At 56.9% G+C, this 20,822-nt stretch carries 21 protein-coding genes and 1 pseudogene; 9 read left to right on the top strand and 13 right to left on the bottom strand.

The genetic code is table 11. The annotated features are described in order from the left end of the window. Window positions 1–9: 9 nt before the first annotated feature. The 6 genes and pseudogenes from SK47_RS02605 (at window position 10) to SK47_RS02625 (ending at window position 3,872) form a co-directional block, all read left to right on the top strand. Window positions 10–339: an antibiotic biosynthesis monooxygenase family protein gene (locus SK47_RS02605; protein ID WP_008501327.1), complete on the top strand. Its 330-nt coding sequence runs from the start codon at window positions 10–12 to the stop codon at window positions 337–339. Next, window positions 318–434, top strand: a pseudogene (locus SK47_RS22845) (amino acid-binding protein); the annotation flags it as partial. The gene SK47_RS02605 and the pseudogene SK47_RS22845, both read left to right, overlap by 22 nt. After that, window positions 427–1,122 carry an ArsR/SmtB family transcription factor gene (locus SK47_RS02610; protein WP_048243483.1) on the top strand — a complete coding sequence of 232 codons (696 nt, stop codon included), beginning with the start codon at window positions 427–429 and terminating at the stop codon, window positions 1,120–1,122. The pseudogene SK47_RS22845 and the gene SK47_RS02610, both read left to right, overlap by 8 nt. Window positions 1,123–1,271: 149 nt before the next feature. Beyond that, the gene (locus tag SK47_RS02615) at window positions 1,272–1,742 is read left to right on the top strand and encodes a MarR family winged helix-turn-helix transcriptional regulator (protein ID WP_003863089.1); all 471 of its coding nucleotides are present in this window, start codon (window positions 1,272–1,274) and stop codon (window positions 1,740–1,742) included. Further along, window positions 1,739–2,806, top strand: coding sequence for an HlyD family secretion protein (locus tag SK47_RS02620; protein WP_086527941.1), 1,068 nt, complete (start codon window positions 1,739–1,741; stop codon window positions 2,804–2,806). The genes SK47_RS02615 and SK47_RS02620 overlap by 4 nt, the downstream gene beginning before the upstream one ends. Beyond that, on the top strand, window positions 2,796–3,872 hold the full coding sequence (locus SK47_RS02625) for a DUF2955 domain-containing protein (RefSeq protein WP_003863094.1): 1,077 nt from the start codon (window positions 2,796–2,798) through the stop codon (window positions 3,870–3,872). The genes SK47_RS02620 and SK47_RS02625 overlap by 11 nt, the downstream gene beginning before the upstream one ends. On the opposite strand, the gene SK47_RS02630 is transcribed toward SK47_RS02625, so the two are convergent. After that, entirely contained in the window at window positions 3,869–5,140 is a 1,272-nt protein-coding gene (locus SK47_RS02630; protein ID WP_048243484.1) for a DUF445 domain-containing protein, read from the bottom strand. The genes SK47_RS02625 and SK47_RS02630 overlap by 4 nt on opposite strands. A gap of 167 nt (window positions 5,141–5,307) precedes the next feature. On the opposite strand from SK47_RS02630, the gene SK47_RS23625 reads away from it, so the two are divergent. Next, window positions 5,308–6,267 carry a hypothetical protein gene (locus SK47_RS23625; RefSeq protein ID WP_022650343.1) on the top strand — a complete coding sequence of 320 codons (960 nt, stop codon included), beginning with the start codon at window positions 5,308–5,310 and terminating at the stop codon, window positions 6,265–6,267. 139 nt (window positions 6,268–6,406) lie between these two features. Further along, window positions 6,407–7,777 (top strand): NAD-dependent succinate-semialdehyde dehydrogenase, encoded by a 1,371-nt coding sequence (locus SK47_RS02640; protein WP_032608447.1) that lies wholly within the window; start codon window positions 6,407–6,409, stop codon window positions 7,775–7,777. A gap of 52 nt (window positions 7,778–7,829) precedes the next feature. On the opposite strand, the gene SK47_RS02645 is transcribed toward SK47_RS02640, so the two are convergent. Beyond that, a complete protein-coding gene (locus SK47_RS02645; RefSeq protein ID WP_003856615.1) occupies window positions 7,830–8,375 on the bottom strand; it encodes a YfaZ family outer membrane protein in 546 nt (181 codons plus the stop codon). A gap of 411 nt (window positions 8,376–8,786) precedes the next feature. Here SK47_RS02645 and SK47_RS02650 point away from each other — a divergent pair, with 411 nt between their 5' ends. Beyond that, window positions 8,787–10,145, top strand: a complete 1,359-nt coding sequence (locus SK47_RS02650) for an esterase-like activity of phytase family protein (RefSeq protein ID WP_048243485.1) — start codon at window positions 8,787–8,789, stop codon at window positions 10,143–10,145. Between the two features lie 56 nt (window positions 10,146–10,201). On the opposite strand, the gene yjiA is transcribed toward SK47_RS02650, so the two are convergent. From yjiA to SK47_RS02705, 11 genes are all read right to left on the bottom strand, one after another. Next, complete coding sequence (gene yjiA, locus SK47_RS02655; RefSeq protein WP_003856612.1) at window positions 10,202–11,155, bottom strand: GTPase; 954 nt, start codon at window positions 11,153–11,155, stop codon at window positions 10,202–10,204. Between the two features lie 10 nt (window positions 11,156–11,165). Then, the gene (locus tag SK47_RS02660) at window positions 11,166–11,369 is read right to left on the bottom strand and encodes a YbdD/YjiX family protein (protein WP_003856610.1); all 204 of its coding nucleotides are present in this window, start codon (window positions 11,367–11,369) and stop codon (window positions 11,166–11,168) included. A 65-nt stretch (window positions 11,370–11,434) separates the two neighbouring features. Next, window positions 11,435–13,588, bottom strand: coding sequence for a carbon starvation CstA family protein (locus tag SK47_RS02665; protein WP_003856608.1), 2,154 nt, complete (start codon window positions 13,586–13,588; stop codon window positions 11,435–11,437). 219 nt (window positions 13,589–13,807) lie between these two features. Then, window positions 13,808–14,065 (bottom strand): HTH domain-containing protein, encoded by a 258-nt coding sequence (locus SK47_RS02670; RefSeq protein WP_003856607.1) that lies wholly within the window; start codon window positions 14,063–14,065, stop codon window positions 13,808–13,810. A 120-nt stretch (window positions 14,066–14,185) separates the two neighbouring features. Continuing rightward, window positions 14,186–14,695 (bottom strand): 4-hydroxyphenylacetate 3-monooxygenase reductase subunit, encoded by a 510-nt coding sequence (locus SK47_RS02675; protein ID WP_003856606.1) that lies wholly within the window; start codon window positions 14,693–14,695, stop codon window positions 14,186–14,188. Window positions 14,696–14,712: 17 nt separating this feature from the next. Continuing rightward, the gene (hpaB, locus tag SK47_RS02680) at window positions 14,713–16,275 is read right to left on the bottom strand and encodes a 4-hydroxyphenylacetate 3-monooxygenase, oxygenase component (RefSeq protein ID WP_023324112.1); all 1,563 of its coding nucleotides are present in this window, start codon (window positions 16,273–16,275) and stop codon (window positions 14,713–14,715) included. A gap of 177 nt (window positions 16,276–16,452) precedes the next feature. Then, window positions 16,453–17,385, bottom strand: a complete 933-nt coding sequence (gene hpaA / locus SK47_RS02685; protein WP_048243487.1) for a 4-hydroxyphenylacetate catabolism regulatory protein HpaA — start codon at window positions 17,383–17,385, stop codon at window positions 16,453–16,455. 9 nt (window positions 17,386–17,394) lie between these two features. Beyond that, window positions 17,395–18,738: a 4-hydroxyphenylacetate permease gene (gene hpaX, locus SK47_RS02690; protein ID WP_048243488.1), complete on the bottom strand. Its 1,344-nt coding sequence runs from the start codon at window positions 18,736–18,738 to the stop codon at window positions 17,395–17,397. 21 nt (window positions 18,739–18,759) lie between these two features. Next, window positions 18,760–19,554, bottom strand: coding sequence for a 4-hydroxy-2-oxoheptanedioate aldolase (gene hpaI / locus SK47_RS02695; RefSeq protein WP_032661483.1), 795 nt, complete (start codon window positions 19,552–19,554; stop codon window positions 18,760–18,762). Between the two features lie 9 nt (window positions 19,555–19,563). After that, the gene (gene hpaH / locus SK47_RS02700) at window positions 19,564–20,367 is read right to left on the bottom strand and encodes a 2-oxo-hept-4-ene-1,7-dioate hydratase (protein WP_048243490.1); all 804 of its coding nucleotides are present in this window, start codon (window positions 20,365–20,367) and stop codon (window positions 19,564–19,566) included. A 65-nt stretch (window positions 20,368–20,432) separates the two neighbouring features. Continuing rightward, entirely contained in the window at window positions 20,433–20,813 is a 381-nt protein-coding gene (locus SK47_RS02705) for a 5-carboxymethyl-2-hydroxymuconate Delta-isomerase (protein ID WP_003856599.1), read from the bottom strand. Window positions 20,814–20,822 lie beyond the last annotated feature (9 nt).

The raw sequence follows: 20,822 nt of genomic DNA on the forward strand, positions 1-20,822 counted from the left end.
GAGACCATCATGATCGCAGTCCTTTTCGAAGCCAAAGCCGCGCCTGCCCATCAGGCGCGCTACCTCCAACTTGCCGCAGAGCTTAAGCCTTTGCTGGCCGACATCGACGGCTTTATCGATATCGAACGGTTCCAGAGCCTGACGACCGACGGCAAAATCCTCTCCCTTTCCTGGTGGCGGGATGAAGAGGCCGTCCGCCGCTGGAAGCAGAACGTCTTTCATCAGGCGGCGCAGGCCGAAGGGCGGGCGTCGATTTTTTCTTTCTACCGTATTCGGGTGGCGCAGCTGGTGCGGGAATACAGTTCCGAAACCGGAGGGCACGCGGCGTGTCTATCCTGACTCAGTACAGCGACCATGCGAATCACCTTATTCTGCTGACGGATGATGATAAGCTGGCCGCAGAGATCACCGAACCCTGGGCGGCCCATGCTTAAGACGAGTTTACCCCCTGACAACAGCGCGATGCTGGAAAAGGCGATTGCCGCGGTGGCGGCTGCAATGGCAGATCCGTCGCGCGTGAAGATGCTTTGTGCGCTGATGGACGGGCGGGCGTGGACCGCCACTGAACTGAGCACCGCGGCAGACGTCGCCCCGTCGACCGCCAGCGGGCATCTCACCCGGCTGGTTGAAGGGCAGCTAATTACCTGCCTGTCGCAAGGGCGGCATCGTTATTATCGTCTTGCCGGGCACGACGTGGCGGCGCTGGTGGAACAGATGATGGGGCTTTCGTGGAGCCGCATTACCCCGCCGGAAACCAGCGCGCCGAAAGCCATGCGTGAAGCCCGGACCTGCTACGACCATCTCGCAGGCGCGGTGGCGGTGCAGATCTATGATTTCATGCAGGCGGAAGGCTGGCTGGAGGCTGACGGTTCCGCATTGACCCTGTATGGTCGGGAGCAGTTCCTGGCGCTCGGTATTCCGTTAAGCGCTCATCCGCGTCGGAAGGCCTGCTGCGCCTGCCTGGACTGGAGCGAGCGGCGGTTTCATCTTGGCGGTGAGGCGGGCGCTGCGCTGCTTATCCACATGGAAAGCAAAGGCTGGATCCAGCGGGTGGCGGGTTATCGGGAGGTGGTGGTGACGGCTTCGGGGAAAAGTGCCGTCAGGAAGCATTTTAGCCGCTAAACGCCGCTGCGGGCTGATGCCCTCACCCCGACCCTCTCCCACAGGGAGAGGGAGAACATCGTTTCGCAATTCCTGCGCTTTAACTTCTCGTTTCTTGATACTTATCCTGATAACTATTATCGTGATGGCGTACTACGAGAGGGCTCCCCATGAGTGAAGAAGATCTGTTTAGCCGCAGGCCGATGGGCATGCGGATGGCGATGATCGTGCGTCAGTGGCGCGCAGTCATCGACGACGCCATTCTCGACACCGGGTTAACCCAGTCGAGCTGGACGGTGATGATGCAGCTTCATCAACTCGGGGATAACGTCTCGGTCAGCGAGCTGGCGGAAGTGCAGGGCATTGAACTGCCTCCCCTAATGCGCACGCTGACACAGCTGGAAAAGCAGGGCTACCTGCTGCGCACCGTCTCGCCGTATGACAAGCGTATCCGGCTGCTGACGCTGACGCCTGAGGGAAAAGCCATTCTTGAAAGGCTCTCTCAGGTGATTGAGACGTTCCAGGCGCGCGTATCGCAAAACATCGCGCCGGAACATATCGATATTTTCAGCGCTACTCTCAATCAAATCGCCTGCAATTTGCGGACAATCCGCGAAGAAGATAATAAGACCGAAAAATAATGACTCCTGAACAAAAGTTTGCCCGCTGGGTAAGGGTGAGTATTGCCTCTTTCCTGCTGATGTTTGTTTACTTTATCGTCGCGGATATCTGGATCCCGCTGACGCCGGACTCCACCGTGATGCGCGTGGTGACCCCGGTGTCTGCCCGCGTCTCCGGGTATGTGGCGGCGGTACATGTCCATAACAATAGCCAGGTTAAGAAAGGCGATCTGCTGTTTGAGCTCGACGCCACGCCGTTTCGCAATAAGGTCGAGGCGGCGCAGATCGCGCTGGAACAGGCGCGTCTGTCTAACGATCAGCTGGATGCGCAGATTGCCGCAGCGCAGGCCAGCCTGAAAACCGCCGTGCTGACCGCGCGTAACGACAAAGTGACATTCGACCGCTACCAGAAACTGAGCACCTTGCAGAACGTATCGCAGGCGGATCTGGATAAGGTCCGTACCACCTGGCAGAGCAGCGAGCAGTCCGTCAGCTCGATCCAGGCGAATATTCATAACCTGCGCATTCAGCGCGGCGAGCGGGATGAGCACCGTAACGTGACGCTGCAAAAATACCGTAACGCGCTGGATGAAGCGGAGCTGAATCTTGGCTGGACGAAGGTCTACGCCGAGGCGGACGGCACGGTCAGTAACCTGCAATTAAGCCCCGGTTTTTACGCCTCATCCGGTTCGGCTGCGCTGGCGCTGGTGAACACCCGGATCGATATCGTGGCGGATTTCCGCGAGAAGAGCCTGCGTCATACCCATCAGGGGACCGACGCTGCCGTGGTGTTTGACGCCTTCCCGGGGCACGTTTTCCGTGCCCACGTTACCAGCAGCGACGCGGGGATCCTCGCCGGACAGGAGGCCGTAAACGGTCAACTTTCTGAACCGGAAACCTCCAACCGCTGGGTGCGTGATGCCCAGCGTATGCGCATTCACGTGGCGCTGGACGAAGCCTTACCGAAGCCGCTGCCGACCGGCGCGCGCGCCACTGTGCAGCTCTACAACAGCGAAGGGCCGTTTGCGCGATTCTTCTCCGGGATGCAAATCCATCTGGTGAGCCTGCTTCACTATGTCTATTAGCACCCTGGCGCGGGTATTTACCCCGCACGGCAACATCGTCTATACGGCAAACGACTTTCGCCAGACCCTGCGTATCGTCTTTGCCGGGATGATTGCGCTCAGTATTTCGAGTTTCTACAACACCAGCTACGGCGTGTTTTTTGTGGTCTACCCGATCATGCTTCTCTCGCTGGTACCGGTGTTTAATCGCCACGTGGCGAAGCAGTTTATCTTCAGCGCCTCGCTGAACTGCGTCGAAATGGTGTTGATTATCGGCTATCTGTCGCAGTGGCCGGTCATCATGACGCTGGTGGTGTTTGCCTTGTACGTGATGCGTTTTCGCTTTATGAGTAAGGGGCCGCTGTTCCTGTTCGGCTCGATGGGCGTGGTTTGCCAGAGCGTGATGCTCAACTTTATGAGCTACCCCACCACCAACTGGCACACGCTTTTATTCTCTAACATCGAAGCGAGCGTGATGGCGGTGTGCCTGAGCGCGCTGATGAACTACCTGCTGCCGGACGTGGAGCCGCGCAAGCCGCCGCCGCTGATTGAGAAAGACGACGCCCGCGTGCGCCACGAGTCGCTGCTATCCGGCACCGTGGCGACGCTGATTTTCGTGGTGTTTCAGATTAGCGACTTAAGCGATTCGCTTTCGGCGCTGATGGCGGGGATTTTGATCCTGTTCCCGATGCACTATCGCGGCTCGGTTATCAGCTCCATCTGGCGCGTGGTTGGCGTGGTGCTGGGGTGCCTCTATATCCTTGTCGTCCAGCTTATCCTCTACGATCACAGCAGCCATATGCTGCTGATGATGCCGCTGATTGGCCTTGGCCTGGCGTTTGGCGCGCGTCTGCACGTAATGGAGAAGGTCGGCGCCGGGGTAGGCTTCGCCAGTATCACCACCATCGGCATTATGTTCGGGCAGAACATGCACCCGGACAGCGACCTGGTGTTCAGCGATCTATACCGCATCACCTCCGTTACCTTCGCGCTGGTGGTCACGCTGACGATGGTCTTTCTGGTGCACCTGATCCTGAATCGCTTCGAGGCGACGCGCTACGTTATCGCGCCGCCAAAAGCGGATTAATGCCCCAGCACGGCGGGTAGCTGCGAGAGCAGAAACAGGATCAGGCCAATCGTACCGCCCACCAGGGTACCGTTAACGCGAATGAACTGAAGATCTTTACCGATATTGAGTTCTATCTGGCGTGACATGTCTTTGGCATCCCAGCTTTTCACCGTGTCGCTGATATGGCGCGTCAGGAACGCGGCGAAATCCGGCGCCACGCGGTGCGCGGCCTGCTCCAGATGCTCATTCAGCGACGCCCGCAGGCTGGCGTCGTTGGTCAGCGTTTCGCCAAACCACAGCCCGGCGTTGGCGATACGCTGCTTCACGCGGGAATCATCGCTCTGCATGTCATTTTTCAGCCACTGGCGCAGGTCAGCCCACATTTCCCCCAGATAGCGGTTAAAGGCCTCATCATTCTTGAGGTAGTGTTTGATATTCTCGGCTTTCGCCGTCATCTCCGGATCGTTTTTCAGATTGTCGATGAACTTGATCGTGGCGCGGTCAAACGCCTGACGGATCTGGTGCGTACGGTCGTGGCTGATATCGTCCAGCAGCGTGTTCACCGCGTTCGACACCATCTCCGCGCTTTGATCGCCCAGCCACTCGGTGGGCAGCACCATCGCCTTGCGCGGATGCTCGGTCTTAAGCCAGTGAACGATCTGGTCAGCAATAAATTCCCGCGTGCTTTCCCGCTGAATCAGGGTAATCAGGCGGTTTATGATGGCGTCCAGCAGCACCTGGTGACGGTTGTTTTTGGTCATGCTTTCCAGCATGACGGCGCTGGTCTCGGTTAAATCGACCTTGTCGATAGCCTTATGCACCGCGCGTTTGAGCAGACGCTGGATGCGCCCATCGTCGGTAAGTTCCAGAAAACCGCCCATCACCTGCACCAGATGCTGCCCCACGCGCCGGGCGTTATCGGGCTGGCTGAACCAGGTCCCAATCATCTGTGCGGGCTCGTAGCGACGGATAAGATCGACAAGGGATTGCGTATCGAGAAACTTTTCCTGCACGAACTGGCCGAGATTGTCGCCGATGCGGTCTTTATTGCGCGGGATAATCGCCGTGTGGCGCGAGACAAAGGGAATGGGCACCCGGCGGAACAGCGCGACAACGGCAAACCAGTCCGCCAGCGCGCCAACCATCGCCGCCTCGGCAATGGCCTTTACGCCGCGCACCCAGAAGGTTTGCGGCAGGAACAGGGTGGTGATAAACGCTGCGACGGCAATCAGCAGCAGCGACAGCGCGAGAAGCTTGGCGCGTTTGAGTTCGGTATGCTTTTCCATGGGTTAAGGATAGAGGGTGATGGAGGTAAAATGCAAAATGTGCTATCTGGTGAAGAATTAAAATTCCTCTTTTAACTGACAGATCAGAAGATTTGTTGCATTCTCTTTCTGGTTCGGAGTATTCGTTTCTCATAGCTAATAATAATCTATTTTCTGGGGTATATAAAATGAATTTACTGTATCGTTTTATAAATGGAATAAAAAATAAATCCTTGGATTTATATTTGTTCCTTTTCTTTGTAGGTTGTTTTGTTTTGTTGAAAATAAAAGATCCAGTTCGGGTTTATTTGTCATATGCATTATTTATTGGCCTTTTAGTCATGCTGTATTTAAAAAGGCAGCGTGCCCGGGAAATTATTATTCATTTTATTCGGTTCGAAAGTGGCGGTGTTGTAAATAAGTTGGCCGGATGGGCGTCGCTCCTTGCCTGGGGTGCGTTTCTTCTTTTTCCTTTTGCAATAAATATACAGTTTGGTTTTCTTGCAAAAGTACTGTTGGTGATGTTCTCCATTTTTATTGTTATTAGCAGCGTTTTAACAATCTTTGTTCTCGAGAAAGATGGCCATGAGAAAGTAAAAAATATACGGGTTATGTTATTTTCATTTATATCAATCTGTTATGTTTTATCTAGTGCGTTCTCGGCAAGTTTATTTCTTCAGTTGAGTAATATGGATTTATCATCCAGTCCATGGTTGGAGTTTACATGGAAGCTCAGTTCATTTTTTGTATTGATATTTTTTATATTGCAGTTGACTACTTACGTAATATTCATCGTGACTGCTGATCATGCAAAAGGATATAGACTTTTTACTATTTTTGGTGCTTTGATTCTAACGAGTTTAATCGTATTATTTGTCTCAAGCAGGCCGGATGTAGTAGCATATTATGTTTTAAAATATTCTACTGGCAGTGAATGGCGGAGTGATTTTACATGTGAGAATGAAAAAATATCACGCCCTAACGAGAGATATTTCGGTTATAATACCGATAAGTACACAGCTTACTTTTTCAATCGTAACGGAAAGTGGGGGTTCGATGAGATAACTTGTGTTAAAAACTCGCAAGAGGGGAAAGGATATACTGTAAAAAATGTATCGACAGAAAATATCCCTCATTGGGTGAAATAATTAAAATCACAGTTCCCCCTGTCGGTAAACGAAAGGGGGAAAACGTATAAGAACCCTCCGTATATACCCAACTTTACCTTCATAGTCAGACAGATTGACTACCCTTAATACCCTAAGCGGTAAAACAAGGAGATTCGATATGGCTTACCAGACAGTAAATCCTGCCACGAACCAGCTCATCAAAGAATATCCCTCTCACACTGACGCAGACGTTGAAGCGGCGCTGAAGGCAGCCGATGCGCTCTATCACTCCGACTGGGCGAAAGGTGACATAAGCCAGCGCCTGCCGGTGCTGCATAAGCTGGCGGACCTGATCGACGAACGCGTGGAGGATCTGGCGAAAATCGCCAGTCAGGAGATGGGTAAGCTCATCGAACAAAGCCGCGGTGAAGTGAAGCTATGCGCGCAAATCGCCCGCTACTATGCTGACAACGCGAAGCAGTTCCTGGCCCCGGTGAAGTATGACTCTGAACTCGGGGAAGCATGGGTTGAACATCACCCCATCGGCGTGCTGATGGCCGTCGAACCATGGAACTTCCCATACTATCAGCTGATGCGCGTTCTGGCGCCAAACCTGGCAGCGGGCAACCCGGTGATCGCCAAGCATGCCAGTATCGTGCCGCACTGTGCAGAAACCTTTGCACAGCTGGTACGTGAAGCGGGCGCGCCGGAAGGGGCGTGGACCAACCTGTTTATCTCGTCCGAACAGGTGGCGAACATCATCGCCGACGATCGCGTACAGGGGGCGGCGCTGACCGGTTCAGAAAAAGCGGGTAGCGTGGTTGCGGCACAGGCTGCGAAACACATCAAAAAATCGACCCTTGAACTGGGCGGGAACGACGTCTTCGTGGTGCTGGACGATGCGGATCTGGAGAAAGCCGTGAAGATCGGCGTTAACGCGCGGCTTAATAACGCCGGGCAGGTCTGTACCGCGGCGAAGCGCTTTATCCTGCATGAAAAGATTGCAGACGCCTTCCTGAACAAATTCACCGAGGCGTTTAAGCAGGTGAAGATTGGCGATCCGCTGGACGAAAGTACCACGCTGGGGCCTTTGTCATCCAAAGACGCGCTGGAGACGCTAACTAAACAGGTTAACGAGGCGGTGAAAAACGGCGCGAAGCTGCACCATGGCGGCAAGCCGGTTCAGCGTGACGGGAGCTTCTTTGAGCCGACCATCCTGACCAATATCTCGCGCGATAACCCGGCGTATTTCGAAGAGTTCTTTGGTCCGGTAGCGCAGATTTATGTGGTGAAAGACGACGACGAGGCGGTTGCCCTGGCGAACGACTCCCACTACGGTCTGGGCGGAGCGGTGTTCAGCCAGAACATCGAGCGCGCGAAGAAAATGGCGTCGCGCATTGAGACCGGGATGGTGTACATCAACTGGCTCACCGATACGGCGGCAGAACTGCCGTTCGGCGGCGTAAAACGTTCGGGTTACGGACGCGAGCTGTCGGATCTGGGGATCAAAGAGTTTGTGAACCAGAAGCTGGTGGTGGTGCGTAAGTGACGTAGTAATAAAAAACCTGCCGAAGGGCAGGTTTTTTTATCTATCAGGTGGCTTAGAAGCTCACGCCGCCGCCGAAGTAAGCGCCGTCTACCAGCGTGTGGTTTGGACGACCGTCTTTGCCATCAACGCTCACGTGGCGGTAGCCCACTTTCAGCGTAACCGGTTTGACCGGGGTCCAGCTTACGCCGCCGTTAGCTTCAACGTAGTTCTTCACGCTGTTGTTCAGTCCGTCTGGCGCAACGTAGCCTTCACCGAATACCCTGATGCTGTCGGTCAGGGCAACGTTCACACCGCCGCCGACCGGGAACGCCACGCCGTTATCGCCTTTCTTCGGGCCAACGTAGAGGGCCTTAGCGCCTGCGTTCAGCATTACCGGGCCGACTTCGAAATTGTAGCCTGCGCCCACGCCACCGGTCGTGGTGCCGTCGTCGGTGTTTTTCAGCCAATTACCTTCGGTGTACAGACCGGAAGTTGATTTGCCCATTTCCACATTCAGATTGGTAAAGTTTTTACCCTGCTCAATGCTGCCGCCCATTGCCAGTGCGGAGCCCGATACGGCGGTGAGAGCAGAAAGGATGAGAACGTTAAGCTTTTTCATGCGTGTTTCCTCTTCATCAAATTAATCTGAGGGCACCTTAACAAGGGATGTTTATGACTGCAAATGTGATGTGTGTCGCAGTTTTATGCTGTTTTTGTTGGGTTTTTTAATCTTAAATGTTGATGAGATGTTTTTATGGCAGATCGTCAATCCTCAATCCATTCGTGTTTAGGGAAAGTTTATATTTTTGGCTAAACGTTTAATGAACGAGGCGAAGAAAGCCGTTTGAGGTGAATTAATTAAGTTTCTAATAATTTCCAAAAGTATTTCGGCTGTCACAGATCAAGACAGAGGTTTACATTTCTGGTGATTGCTATACGTATTTCTTTGCCGATCCGCTGTCTTTTCATGTCATTTTTCTGACACGTTTCTTCATTACGTTGTTGGCTTCACTTACTGGATGCTAACAATATGAAAAGAAAAATTATTCCTGTGCTTATCGGTTGTGCGCTCTCTTTCTCTGGACTGGCTGCGCAGCCTACCGCTGAGCGCTATATCGTCAGCTTCCCTGACGGCTCCCATGTGAAATACAGCGGCGCGTTTGCCGATGCGTTCCCGAACGGGCTCCCGGTGGGGATGGGTTCTGGCCTGCTGTTTACGGGCAAGCAGGGCGATGCGCTGACGTTTGCGACCGTGACCGATCGCGGTCCTAACGCGGATTCGCCAAAAATGGGGAAAAACGATGCCAAAATCTTTGTTACCCCGGATTTCGCCCCGCTGCTGATGACGATCCGCGTGCAAAACGGTAAAGCGGAGGCCGTGGACGCGCGACCGCTGCATGACGATAAAGGCGAGATCAACGGCCTGCCACTGCAAAGCGGTGTGATTGGTTCCACCAATGAAGTCGCGTTCAGCGACACCTTAAAAGTACTGAAAGGCGATAACCGCGGGCTGGATACGGAAGGCATCACGCCGGACGGGAAGGGCGGCTACTGGCTGTGCGATGAGTATGGCCCGTTCCTGATTAACGTCGACAGTAAAGGGAAAATCCTCGCGATCCACGGTCCGCAGGCGACGCAAGGGGAGAAGTCCATCGCGGGCGGTCTGCCAAACGTTATCAAATGGCGTCAGGCAAACCGGGGCTTTGAAGGCCTGACCCGCATGCCGGACGGACGGATTATTGCCGCCGTGCAAAGCACACTGGATATCGACGGGAAGAGCAAAAAACAGGCGCTGTTTACCCGTCTGGTGAGCTTCGATCCGGCGACCGGGAAAACCGCGATGTACGGCTACCCTGTCGACAGCACGGCCTACAGCAAAAACAGCGACGCCAAAATCGGCGACATAGTGGCGCTGGATAACCACACCATCCTGCTGATTGAACAGGGTGAGGATAAAAATGACGCAATGCGTAACCTCATCTACAGGGTGGATCTGAGCAAGGCGAGCGATCTGGCCGCCTTCGACAAGCCGGGCGAATACCCGGAGTTTGACGATGAGAAAACGCTGGCGCAGCGCGGCATTACACTTGCTGAAAAAACGCAGGTGGTCGATCTGCGTGCGCTGGGCTGGCAGCAGGAAAAGGCCGAAGGACTGGCGCTGATTGACAGCAAAACGCTGGCGGTAGCGAACGATAACGATTTTGGCGTGAAGGTAGCGATGCAAAACCCGGTCGAGGGCAAGAAGCTTAAGGATTACCGGGTGAACGCGGAAGGCAAGCTGACGCTGGATGATAAACCGGTGGAAACCACGCTCAGCGTGAAGCCGCTGAAGAAGCCGGAGTCCGACAGCGAGCTGTGGATTGTGACGCTGCCGGAGGCGTTGAAATAAGTTTCCCCCTCACCCTAACCCTCTCCCCGCGGGGGAGAGGGGATGATCGGTGCGATTTACTTTTTCAGCCCCGCAAACGCTGCCCGAATTTCTTCTTCCGGCAGCTGTATTCCAATAAACACCATCACGCTGTGCGGCGTTTCATCGCCCCACGGGCGATCCCAGTCGGCGCTGTACAGGCGCTGCACCCCCTGGAACAGCAGGCGGTTCGGCTCGCCGTCGATCCACAGCATCCCTTTATAGCGCAGCAGCTTGTCGGCAAACGACAGCAGCAGGTTTTCCATCACGCGGGAGACCTCGCTGATGTCTACCGGGTAGTCCAGCTCCACCACAATCGACGCCACGTCGTTTTGCTTGTCGGACATAAAGTGAAAGCGCGGTTTCGCGGTAACGTTCTCTTCCAGCATAAAGCCGTTGGTGTTGAACAGCTGAGCGAGATCGATATCGCCGTGCGTCACCGTATAAATGGGCGCACGCGAGTTGATGCGCGTCAGGCGCTCGCGCAGTTTTTCGCTTTCACCTGCCACGTCGGTTTTGGTCAGCAGGATGCGGTCGGCGTAGCCCACCTGAGACTGGGCGATGGTGAACTGGTTCATCTGCTCGTCGGCGTGTACCGCATCCACCAGAGCGATGACACCGTCCAGCAGGTAGCGCTGGCAGATGATCTCGTGGGAGAAAAAGGTCTGAATAATCGGGCCGGGGTCGGCCATGCCGGTGCACTCGATCACCAGACGGTCGAAGACGATGTCACCGCGATCGCGGCTGTCGAGCAGGTCCAGCAGGGCGTCTTCTAATTCGTTAGAGCGGGTGCAGCAGATGCAGCCGTTGGTCAGGGTTTTGATCTGGGTGGCGCGGTCGCCAATCAGCTGATCGTCAACGGAGACTTCGCCAAATTCGTTTTCGATGACGGCGATTTTGAAGCCGTGCTGCTCGTTCAGAATGTGGCGCAGCAGGGTGGTTTTACCGGCGCCGAGGAAACCGGTCAGCAGGGTAACGGCAATCGGGGTCATGGTTTCTCCTTTAGCAGCAGCGGACGCCGCCTTCTCCACTTCCGCCGTAGCGCGCTTCCTGACGCTCGCGGAAGAATTCAGTGTAAGTCATGTACGGCTTATCCGGATGGTTGGTCTTCATATGCTCAACGTAGTTGTCATAGTCCGGAATGCCAATCAGCATTTTCGCCGCCTGACCGAGGTATTTTTTTGCTTCGCCTAAGTTACCAAACATTGAGGGTTCCAGATAGAAGAAGCCCGGAGGCGCGCAGCGATCCGGGCCTACAGTAACATGCTTAATTAATGGTGTGAGGAGGTCTTCACGCCGCCTTCCGGCACCGGCACGTACGGGGTTTCTTTGTCCGTACGGCCCTCAACGTTACGCACTTTCATCCAGGTTTTGATGCCGTAGAAGATGATGCTGTACACCACCACCAGGAACAGAATGCTCAGACCCGCGTTGGTGTAGTTGTTCACCACGATATGGTTCATGTTGGCAATCTGCTGCGCGGTCAGATCCGCGCCGCCTGCGGCAATCTTCTCTTTGTACTGGTTAGCCATGAAGAAGAAGCCTTCCAGCTGCGGGTTGGTGCTGAACAGTTTCAGACCCAGCGCCCAGGTAGTGCAGAGCAGCAGCCACAGCGCAGGCACCACGGTGACCCAGATGTATTTGGTGCGTTTCATCTTCACCAGGACAACGGTACCCAGCACCAGGGCCACAGCCGCCAGCATCTGGTTAGAGATGCCGAACAGCGGCCACAGGCTCTTAACGCCGCCCAGCGGGTCAACAACGCCCTGATACAGCAGATAACCCCACAGGCCTACGCAGCCCGCGGTACCCAGAACACCGGCCACCAGAGAGTCGGTTTTCTTCAGGAATGGCACGAAGTTACCCAGCAGATCCTGCAACATGAAGCGGCCTGCACGCGTACCGGCATCCAGCGCGGTGAGGATGAATAGCGCTTCAAACAGAATACCGAAGTGGTACCAGAAGCCCATGTCCGCCCACGGCAGCACTTTGTGGAACACGTGTGCGATACCCACCGCCAGCGTTGGCGCGCCACCTGCGCGGTTCAGCACGGACGGTTCGCCGATGTCTTTCGCGGTCTGCATGATCTGCTCAGGCGAAATTACGAAGCCCCAGGAGCTGACGGTCGCCGCCGCGTGTGCGCTGGCGTCTTTCAGCTGCGCCAGGATCAGCGCGGTATTTTCGCCGCCCATCTCATGCAGGTTTGGCATGGTGATGCCGAGACCCGCTGGTGGGGTGTTCATCGCAAAGTACAGACCTGGCTCGATAATCGACGCTGCAACCAGCGCCATGATCGCCACGAAGGACTCCATCAGCATCGCGCCGTAACCGATGAAGCGCGCGTCGGTTTCGTTGGCCATCAGCTTCGGCGTGGTGCCCGAGGCGATCAGCGCGTGGAAGCCAGACACGGCACCGCAGGCGATGGTGATAAACAGGAACGGGAACAGAGCGCCTTTCCACAGCGGACCGGTACCGTCAATGTACTGTGTCACCGCTGGCATTTTCAGCTCAGGATTGATGATCACAATCCCGATTGCCAGCCCGACGATCACGCCGATTTTCAGGAAGGTCGCCAGGTAGTCGCGCGGAGCCAGAATCAGCCACACCGGCAACAGCGCTGAGATGAACGCGTAACCGATCAGCGCGAAGGTGATGGTGGTGTCTTTAAAGGTCAGCGCCGGGCCCCAGTACGGGTCGTGCGCAATCACGCCGCCGAAGTAGATGGAGGCGACCAGCAGCACGATACCGATGACCGACACCTCGCCAACGCGGCCAGGGCGCAGGAAGCGCATGTAGATGCCCATGAACAGCGCAATCGGTACGGTAGAGCAGACGGTGAAGACGCCCCACGGACTTTCGGCCAGCGCTTTCACCACGATCAGCGCCAGCACCGCGAGGATGATGATCATGATCAGGAAGCAGCCAAAGAGGGCGATGGTGCCCGGCACGCGGCCCATCTCTTCTTTGATCATCTCACCCAGCGACGAACCGTTACGGCGCGAGGAGATAAACAGCACCATAAAGTCCTGCACCGCTCCCGCCAGCACCACGCCCGCCAGCAGCCAGAGCGTACCCGGCAGGTAGCCCATCTGCGCAGCCAGCACCGGACCGACCAGCGGACCCGCGCCTGCAATGGCGGCAAAGTGGTGACCAAACAGCACGTAACGGTTGGTTGGCACGTAGTTCAGGCCGTCATTGTTAATGACCGCCGGGGTGGCGCGCGTCGGGTCGAGCTTCATGACCTTCTGCGCGATGTACAAGCTGTAGTAGCGATAAGCCACAAGATAGACGGAAACCGACGCGACCACGATCCACAGGGCGCTGACGTGTTCGCCCCGGCGTAATGCGACAACCGCCAGACAGAAAGCACCGATGATCCCGAGGATGGCCCAGGGCACGTGCTTAAGTAGTTTTTTAGTATCCATAGTAAGACCTGGTTTTTTATGTAAAGAAAAAAGGGTCAGGGTTCGTTGTGAGGAGGTATTGATTAATGCTGGAGCGATCGTGCCAGATCCTCGCGCGTATAAAGCACGGTAAATAGGTGAGTGGTTGAAAGCGATGCGTGAGCGGTCAAAAGCGAGGGTGAGTGGTTAAGGCTCACCCACGGTGGAAGAAAATATGTGATTGAGATCACTGAGAATAATCTACCCCTGCGGGGTTTCGTCGTTCGCTTCAGGGCAGTGCACGCAGCGGCAGGTCTGATACGCAGGCAGCAGCTGATAGCGCCCTTTGCCGTCGTGTTCAATAATCGGGGAAAGCGCCTGCAAATCGCGGTACACCGTACGTTCGGTAATGCCAAATTTTTGCATCAGATCGCGGCGATTAACGCTTCCGTTGCGGTGCAGGGCAATAATGATGTCAACCAGACGTTCAGCCGAGCGGCTTCGGGGTGAAGGGGCCATAAGACTTTCCAGCGTTAAGGGGGCGCCTGACGACGTCGCCAGCCGCCCCGGAAAATTTATCTTATGGATAGTTAACGGCGCACCTTTGCGGAAACCTTAGCGTTTTTTTGTGCAACGGGATCAAACCGCGGCTTCCATCTCCATCATGACCGGGTGGAAACGGCGTTTGAAGTAGATCAGGCCGTGCCCCTCGCTGCTGAGGATGATGTTCTTAATCTCCACAAGGTAGACCAGATGGGTACCGATGGTTTGCACCTGGGTTATCTCGCCTTCCAGGCTTGCCAGAGCGCCTTTCAGCACCGGCTGCGCCAGCGGTCCTTTCTGCCAGCAGGAGAGAGCAAAGCGCTCCTCCATTGCCATGCCGGTCATCCCGGCAAAGTGGCGGGCCATGATCTCCTGCTCGTGGTTCAGCACGTTGACACACAGTTTGCCGTTGCCCTGGAAGACCGGGTTCATGGCGCTGTTGGCGTTGATGCAGACCATGACCGAAGGCGGGGTGTCCGTGACCGAACAGACGGCGGTGGCGGTAATGCCGCAGCGACCCGCATCGCCCTCGGTGGTGACCACATTCACCGCCGCCGACAGGCTGGCCATCGCGTCGCGAAAACGCAGGCGTTCTTCAGATTGCATTGAAACCTCCCGCTGCGTTATTTCAGCAGCTTATCCAGCATGTTGATATCAGTGTTGTTGTGCAGGTGCGGTACGGTCCAGCCGTGCTGGTCGTACTCGGACATGCAGCGGTCAACCATCGCCATCATCTTGTCCATGTTGCCGGAGCTTTGCGCCTGACGCAGGCATTGCAGGCGGATCTCATCCTGGCTACCGGAGTAGTTGATTTCGTACAGCTCGTGACGTCCGCCAAACTCGCTGCCGATGGCATCCCACATCAGTTTCAGAATCTTGATGCGTTCGACATGATCCATCCCGTTGGAGCCGCGCACGTACTTCGCCAGATACTGGTCGATCTGCGGGTTGTTCAGGTCCCGCGCGCTGGACGGCAGGTAGATCAGCCCGGAGGTCACGTTACGTTCGATGATGTTCTTGATCTTCGCATAGGCCATTGGCGCCATCACGCGGTAGGTCTGTAACGCCGCGTGGTCAGGCAGATACGCGCCGTTTACCCACGGCGTGGCTTCGGAGCACATGGAGTCGCTCAGCGCCCAGAACATGTTGCGCCACGCCACCACTTCGCCGAGATCCGCCTGCACGCCGCGGAACTCGAGGGTGCCGGTACACTCCAGCGACTTCTTCAGCAGAGCGGTGATGAAGTCGAGCTTCACTGCCAGACGCACGCAGGCCTGAAGCGGGTACATGCGGGCGAAGCCACCTTCCATCGTCCAGCGACGGCAGCGGTCGAAATCGCGGTAGATCAGCACGTTTTCCCACGGGATCAACACATGATCCATCACCAGAATGGCGTCGTTCTCGTCAAAACGGCTGGAGAGCGGGTAGTCGTACGGGGAACCGGTCGCCCCTGCCACCATCTCGTAAGAGGCGCGGGAGATCAGCTTCACCCCTTCGGCATCCATCGGCGCGACGAACATCAGCGCGAAGTCCGGGTTTTCGCCCATCACCTGCGCAGAGCCGAAGCCGATCATGTTGTAATGGGTCAGGGCGGAGTTGGTGGCCACCACTTTCGCGCCGCTGACGATGATCCCGGCGTCGGTCTCTTTCTCCAGCTTGATGTAAACGTCTTTCACCTCGTCTGCCGGTTTATGGCGGTCGATCGGCGGGTTGACGATGGCGTGGTTAAAGTACATGCCGGTTTCCTGAATACGTGTGTACCAGTTGCGGGCGTTCTGCTCGAACTGACCGTAGAAGGCAGGGTTCGCCCCCAGCGCGCAGCCGAACGCGGCTTTGTAGTCCGGCGTACGCCCCATCCAGCCGTAGCTCAGGCGCGACCACTCGGCGATGGCGTCACGCTGCTGGCGCAGATCGTCGGCGCTTTTTGCCACGCGGAAGAATTTATGGGTGTAGCCGCCGCTGCCGGTGTCCGTGCCCCAGCAGAGGGTATCCTGCATGTCTGGCTTGTGCAGGGCATCGTACATCTGGGCGATGGACGCCGCCGCATTGCGAAATGCCGGGTGGGTAGTGACGTCCTTAACGCGCTCGCCGTAGATATAAATCTCACGGCCATCTTGCAGGCTTTTTAAATACTCTTCACCGGTTAACGGACGTTTGGCATCAGCGCGGAAATCTTCAGGCTTCATAGGGACCTCGTATCGGAAGATGGTTGTTAAATTTATGTTTTGTTTTTGTTGTTTAATTGAAGCGTGATAGGGGCGGAACGTGAAGGGACGATTGGGACAACGGCAGGTACTTTTCGCGAGAGATCACAGAGTGTGATTTCCCTCACCCTAACCCTCTCCCAGAGGGAGAGGGGACGGTTACTCTCTCTCCCTCTGGGAGAGGGCAGGGGTGAGGGGAACAGGCGACACCGGTACTTTCTGCGCCCGATATGCGCTGGGTGAGCACCCCGTCAGTCGGTTAAAAAAACGGGCGAAATAGGCCGGATCTTTAAAACCCAGCTGCCAGGCAATTTCGCTCACTGTGCTGTCGGAAAACAGCAGCAGGCGTCTGGCTTCCCGCAGCTGGCGGTCGAAGATCAGCCGTTTCGGCGAGCGGTTGGCGAAGCGGCGACAGATATCGGTCAGGCGGGATTCGGTGAGATGCAGTTCGCTGGCGTATTCCGGCACCGTCCAGTGCTCGTGGTAATGAGCATCTGTCAGCTGGTTAAAGCGCTGAAACAGCTTCAGCTCACCGCGCATGCCGCCTGACGCGTGGTCGTCGAGCTTCGCGTTGCGCAGCAGCAGGGTAAAAACGGCCTGCGCCAGCAGGACCAGCGTATGCTCGCGACCGGGCAGCTGTTCCGTGGATTCCCGGGCAATCAGCTGCCAGTAGTGCTTCAGCGCCGTCAGCTCATCAGGCTTGTCGGCAAGCGACAGGCAGATCCCCGGCAGGCCGAACGCTTCCCGCGTGCCCGGGTAGAGCACTTCTAACAGCGGCCAGATGAGATCCTCGCGCACCGTCAGCACGTGGCCGTCGCTGTCGGATTCGGTGATAAACGCGTGCGGCACCGACGGCGGCGTCAGCACGAACAGCGGCGCCTGCACCGAGTAACGGTGGTCGTCGAGCTGGAGCTCAATCTGCCCGGTGTCGAGAAAATGCATCTGAAAATACTGGTCGTGGCGGTGCGCCTGCATGTCGCGGCCAAAAAAGGCCGCCATGCGGGCAAACGACTGGTAGTGCACATCGTCGGTGCCCAGACTTTCGTCGTACTCCTTGCTGATATCGATGTTGGTGATGGGGCTCTGACACATAGCGGCTCCTCAGTGGATCTTTTGCGCCGCGATGTCCGGCTCACGCTCAAGGCTTTCACGGCGCGTCATCGGAATGCGCGTCAGCACCAGCGCGCCCACCACCAGCAGACCTGCCACGAACCACAGTCCCGAGCTGAAGCTGCCGGTCGCGTCGCGCAAAATACCTATCAGCAATGGGCTGACGGCAGACCCGACGTTGCCGATGGCGTTGATTACCGCCAGCGCCACCGCGCGGGATTGCAGGCTAATAACCTGATCCGGCGTGGTCCAGAATATCGCCATGGCGGTAAACGATCCGGTTGAGGCCATGATGATGCCAAGCAGCTGGATCAGACTGTGATCGGTCGCCGAGGCCAGCATCCATCCCGCCGCTGCAAAAAGATACGGCAGGATAGTGTGCTTTTTTCGCTCTTTCAGCCTGTCGGAGCGGCGGCTCCACCAGATCATCCCGAGGATGGTGCAAAACTGCGGGATCGCCGCCAGCAGGCCAATCACGATATTGCTGCTGCCGGTGTTGAAGCTTTGCAGGATCTGCGGCGTCCAGATGTTGATCGCGCTCAGCGTATTCGTCAGGCAGAAGTAGGCCAGCGTGTAGAGCAGCACGGCGGGCGTCAGCACCTCGCGCAGCGTCGATCGCGGCGTGGCGGCATGCGCAATGGCCAGCTCCTGCTCGCGGGCGATCATCGTTTTGAGTGCCTGCTTTTCGTCATCATCCAGCCAGGTGGCCTGATCCGGGGTGTCGTTAAGGTAGAACCAGGTCACCACGCCGAGCACCACCGACGGCAGCCCCTCCAGCAGGAACAGCCACTGCCAGCCCTGAAGGTTCCACAGTCCGTCCATCGCCAGAATGTACCCGGAGAGGATCGAACCGAGCATCATGGTCACCGGCATGGCGATCATAAACAACGCGTTGGCGCGGGCGCGGTGATACGCCGGGAACCACCAGGTGAGATAGACCAGAATGCCCGGCAGGAAACCGGCTTCGGCAATGCCCACCAGCATGCGCAGGACGTAGAGCGTTTCGGGGCTGGTGGCGAACATGGTGCAGGTAGAGGCGATGCCCCACACCACCATGATCCCGGCGATCCAGCGGCGGGCGCCGATCTTCGCCAGCATGATGTTGCTGGGGATCCCGCACAGCACGTAGGTCACATAAAACAGGGTCGCGGCCAGGCCAAACATGGTCGACGTGAGGCCCAGATCTTTGCCCATCGTCAGCCCGGCAAAGCCGATGTTGATGCGATCGAGAAACGAGAAGACAAACAGGATAAAAAGAAACACGATCAAACGACGGAACAGCTTATTAATAACGCGATGTTCAACAGCTTTATTATGCAGGGTTGAGGTCGTCATGTTGCGCTCCACATCGTACGTTTAGTAGACGGATTTATTGTTATCAACTGCTGTGGTGACGTCGGTAAAGCGGGCCGCCAGCGCTTCGGCGCTGCGGGCGAGCAGGGTGGTATCCACGCCGACCGCGACAAACAGCGCGCCGAGTTCAAGATAACGTTTTGCCAGTTGCTCGTTCGCCATCAGGATGCCGGGCGCTTTGCCCGCGCTGAGGATTTGGGCGATCGCCTGCTCTATGGCGGCCTGCACCTCCGGGTGCTGCGGATTACCGGCGAAGCCCATGTCGGCGCTCAGATCCGCAGGGCCGATAAACACGCCGTCCACCCCTTCCACGTCCAGGATCTGCGGCAGGTTTTTCAGCGCCTCGCGAGTTTCGATTTGCACCAGCACGCACATGGCGTCGTTAGCCTGATGCAGATACTCCGGGATGCGGTTCCAGCGCGACGCCCGCGCCAGCGCGCTGCCGACGCCGCGAATGCCGGCAGGCGGGTAGCGGGTGGCGCTGACCGCCAGACGGGCTTCGTCGGCGTTTTGCACCATCGGCACCAGCAGGGTTTGCGCCCCCACGTCCAGCAGCTGCTTGATCTGCACCGGATCGTTCCACGACGGGCGCACCACCGGCTGGCTGGGATAAGGGGCGATGGCCTGGAGCTGAGTCAGGACGGTCTGCACGCTGTTCGGCGCGTGCTCCCCGTCGATCAGCAGCCAGTCAAAACCGGCCCCGGCCAGTAGCTCAGCGCTGTAGCTGCTGGTCAGCCCCAGCCACAGGCCGATTTGCGGCTTTCCGGCTTTCAGCGCGGTCTTAAATGCGTTTTCCATGGTGCACTCCTACACAAAGCGGCAACTGATGGAGCCCATGTTGCCGTAGTCGACGTGGAAGGTGTCGCCTCTGCTGGCGGCAACCGGGCGGGTAAACGAGCCGCCGAGGATGATTTGCCCTTGCTCAAGCTGCACGTCGTATGGCGCCAGTTTGTTCGCCAGCCATGCCACGCCGTTCGCCGGGTGGTTAAGCACGCCTGCGGCGACCCCGGTCTCTTCGATCACGCCGTTGCGGTAAAGCAGGGCGGAGATCCAGCGCAGATCCAGCTCGTCGGGTTTAATCGGGCGGCCGCCGAGGATCACGCCCGCGTTGGCGGCGTTATCGGAGATGGTGTCGAACACCTTGCGCGGGCGCTGGGTTTCCGGGTCAACGTTATGGCAGCGGGCGTCGATCAGCTCCAGGGCGGGGATGACGTAATCCGTGGCGTTGTAGACGTCGAAGATCGTGCAGTTCGGGCCGCGCAGCGGTTTTGCCAGCACGAAGGCCAGCTCCACTTCGATGCGCGGGACGATAAAGCGATCCACGGGGATGTCGCTGCCGTCGTGGAAGAACATATCGTCCAGCAGCGCACCGTAGTCCGGCTCGCTGATCTGCGAGCTGGCCTGCATCGCTTTGGAGGTAAGGCCGATCTTGTGGCCTTTCAGCACGCGGCCTTCGGCAATTTTCAGGCTCACCCATTCGCGCTGGACGGCGTAGGCGTCTTCAATGGTGATCTCCGGGTACTCCAGCGAGATCGCGCGGATCTGCTCCCGGGATTGTTCCGCCTGATGCAGACGGTGGGCGATCAGGGTATGGGTGTGTTTGTCGAGCATGGCGATATCCTGTTTTTATTTGTTTTCTCCCTCTCCCTGTGGGAGAGGGGACAGACCGTGCGGTGTTATTTAAACAACGCGTGCACGTTGTTTTGCTTGTAATTAAGCGTCGGGTGCAGCTCGTCCAGCTCGAACGAGAGCGCCAGATATCGGCCCGCCATTAGCTCTGCGAAGTGCGTTTTGATCAGCGCAAACAGCATTTCACCGACCTCTTCCCGGCTTTCCAGGCTGCGCCCCGCGCCGATCTTCAGCGTCATATGCACAAAGGCGTAATCGTGCTTACCGTCGGCCATCTGCCAGGTATCCAGCCAGTGGGCGCGGCTGCGGATACCGCCGAGCGGGAAGATCCCCGTGGCGGCGAGCGCCTCGTTCACTTTGGCGAACAGACCCGGCAGGTCGGCTTGCTCGCGGATGTTGTTGGTACATTCAGCAATAAAGTGCGGCATAACGACTCC

The organism is Enterobacter sp. BWH52 (genome assembly GCF_001037565.1).
GTDB lineage: Bacteria > Pseudomonadota > Gammaproteobacteria > Enterobacterales > Enterobacteriaceae > Enterobacter > Enterobacter hormaechei_C.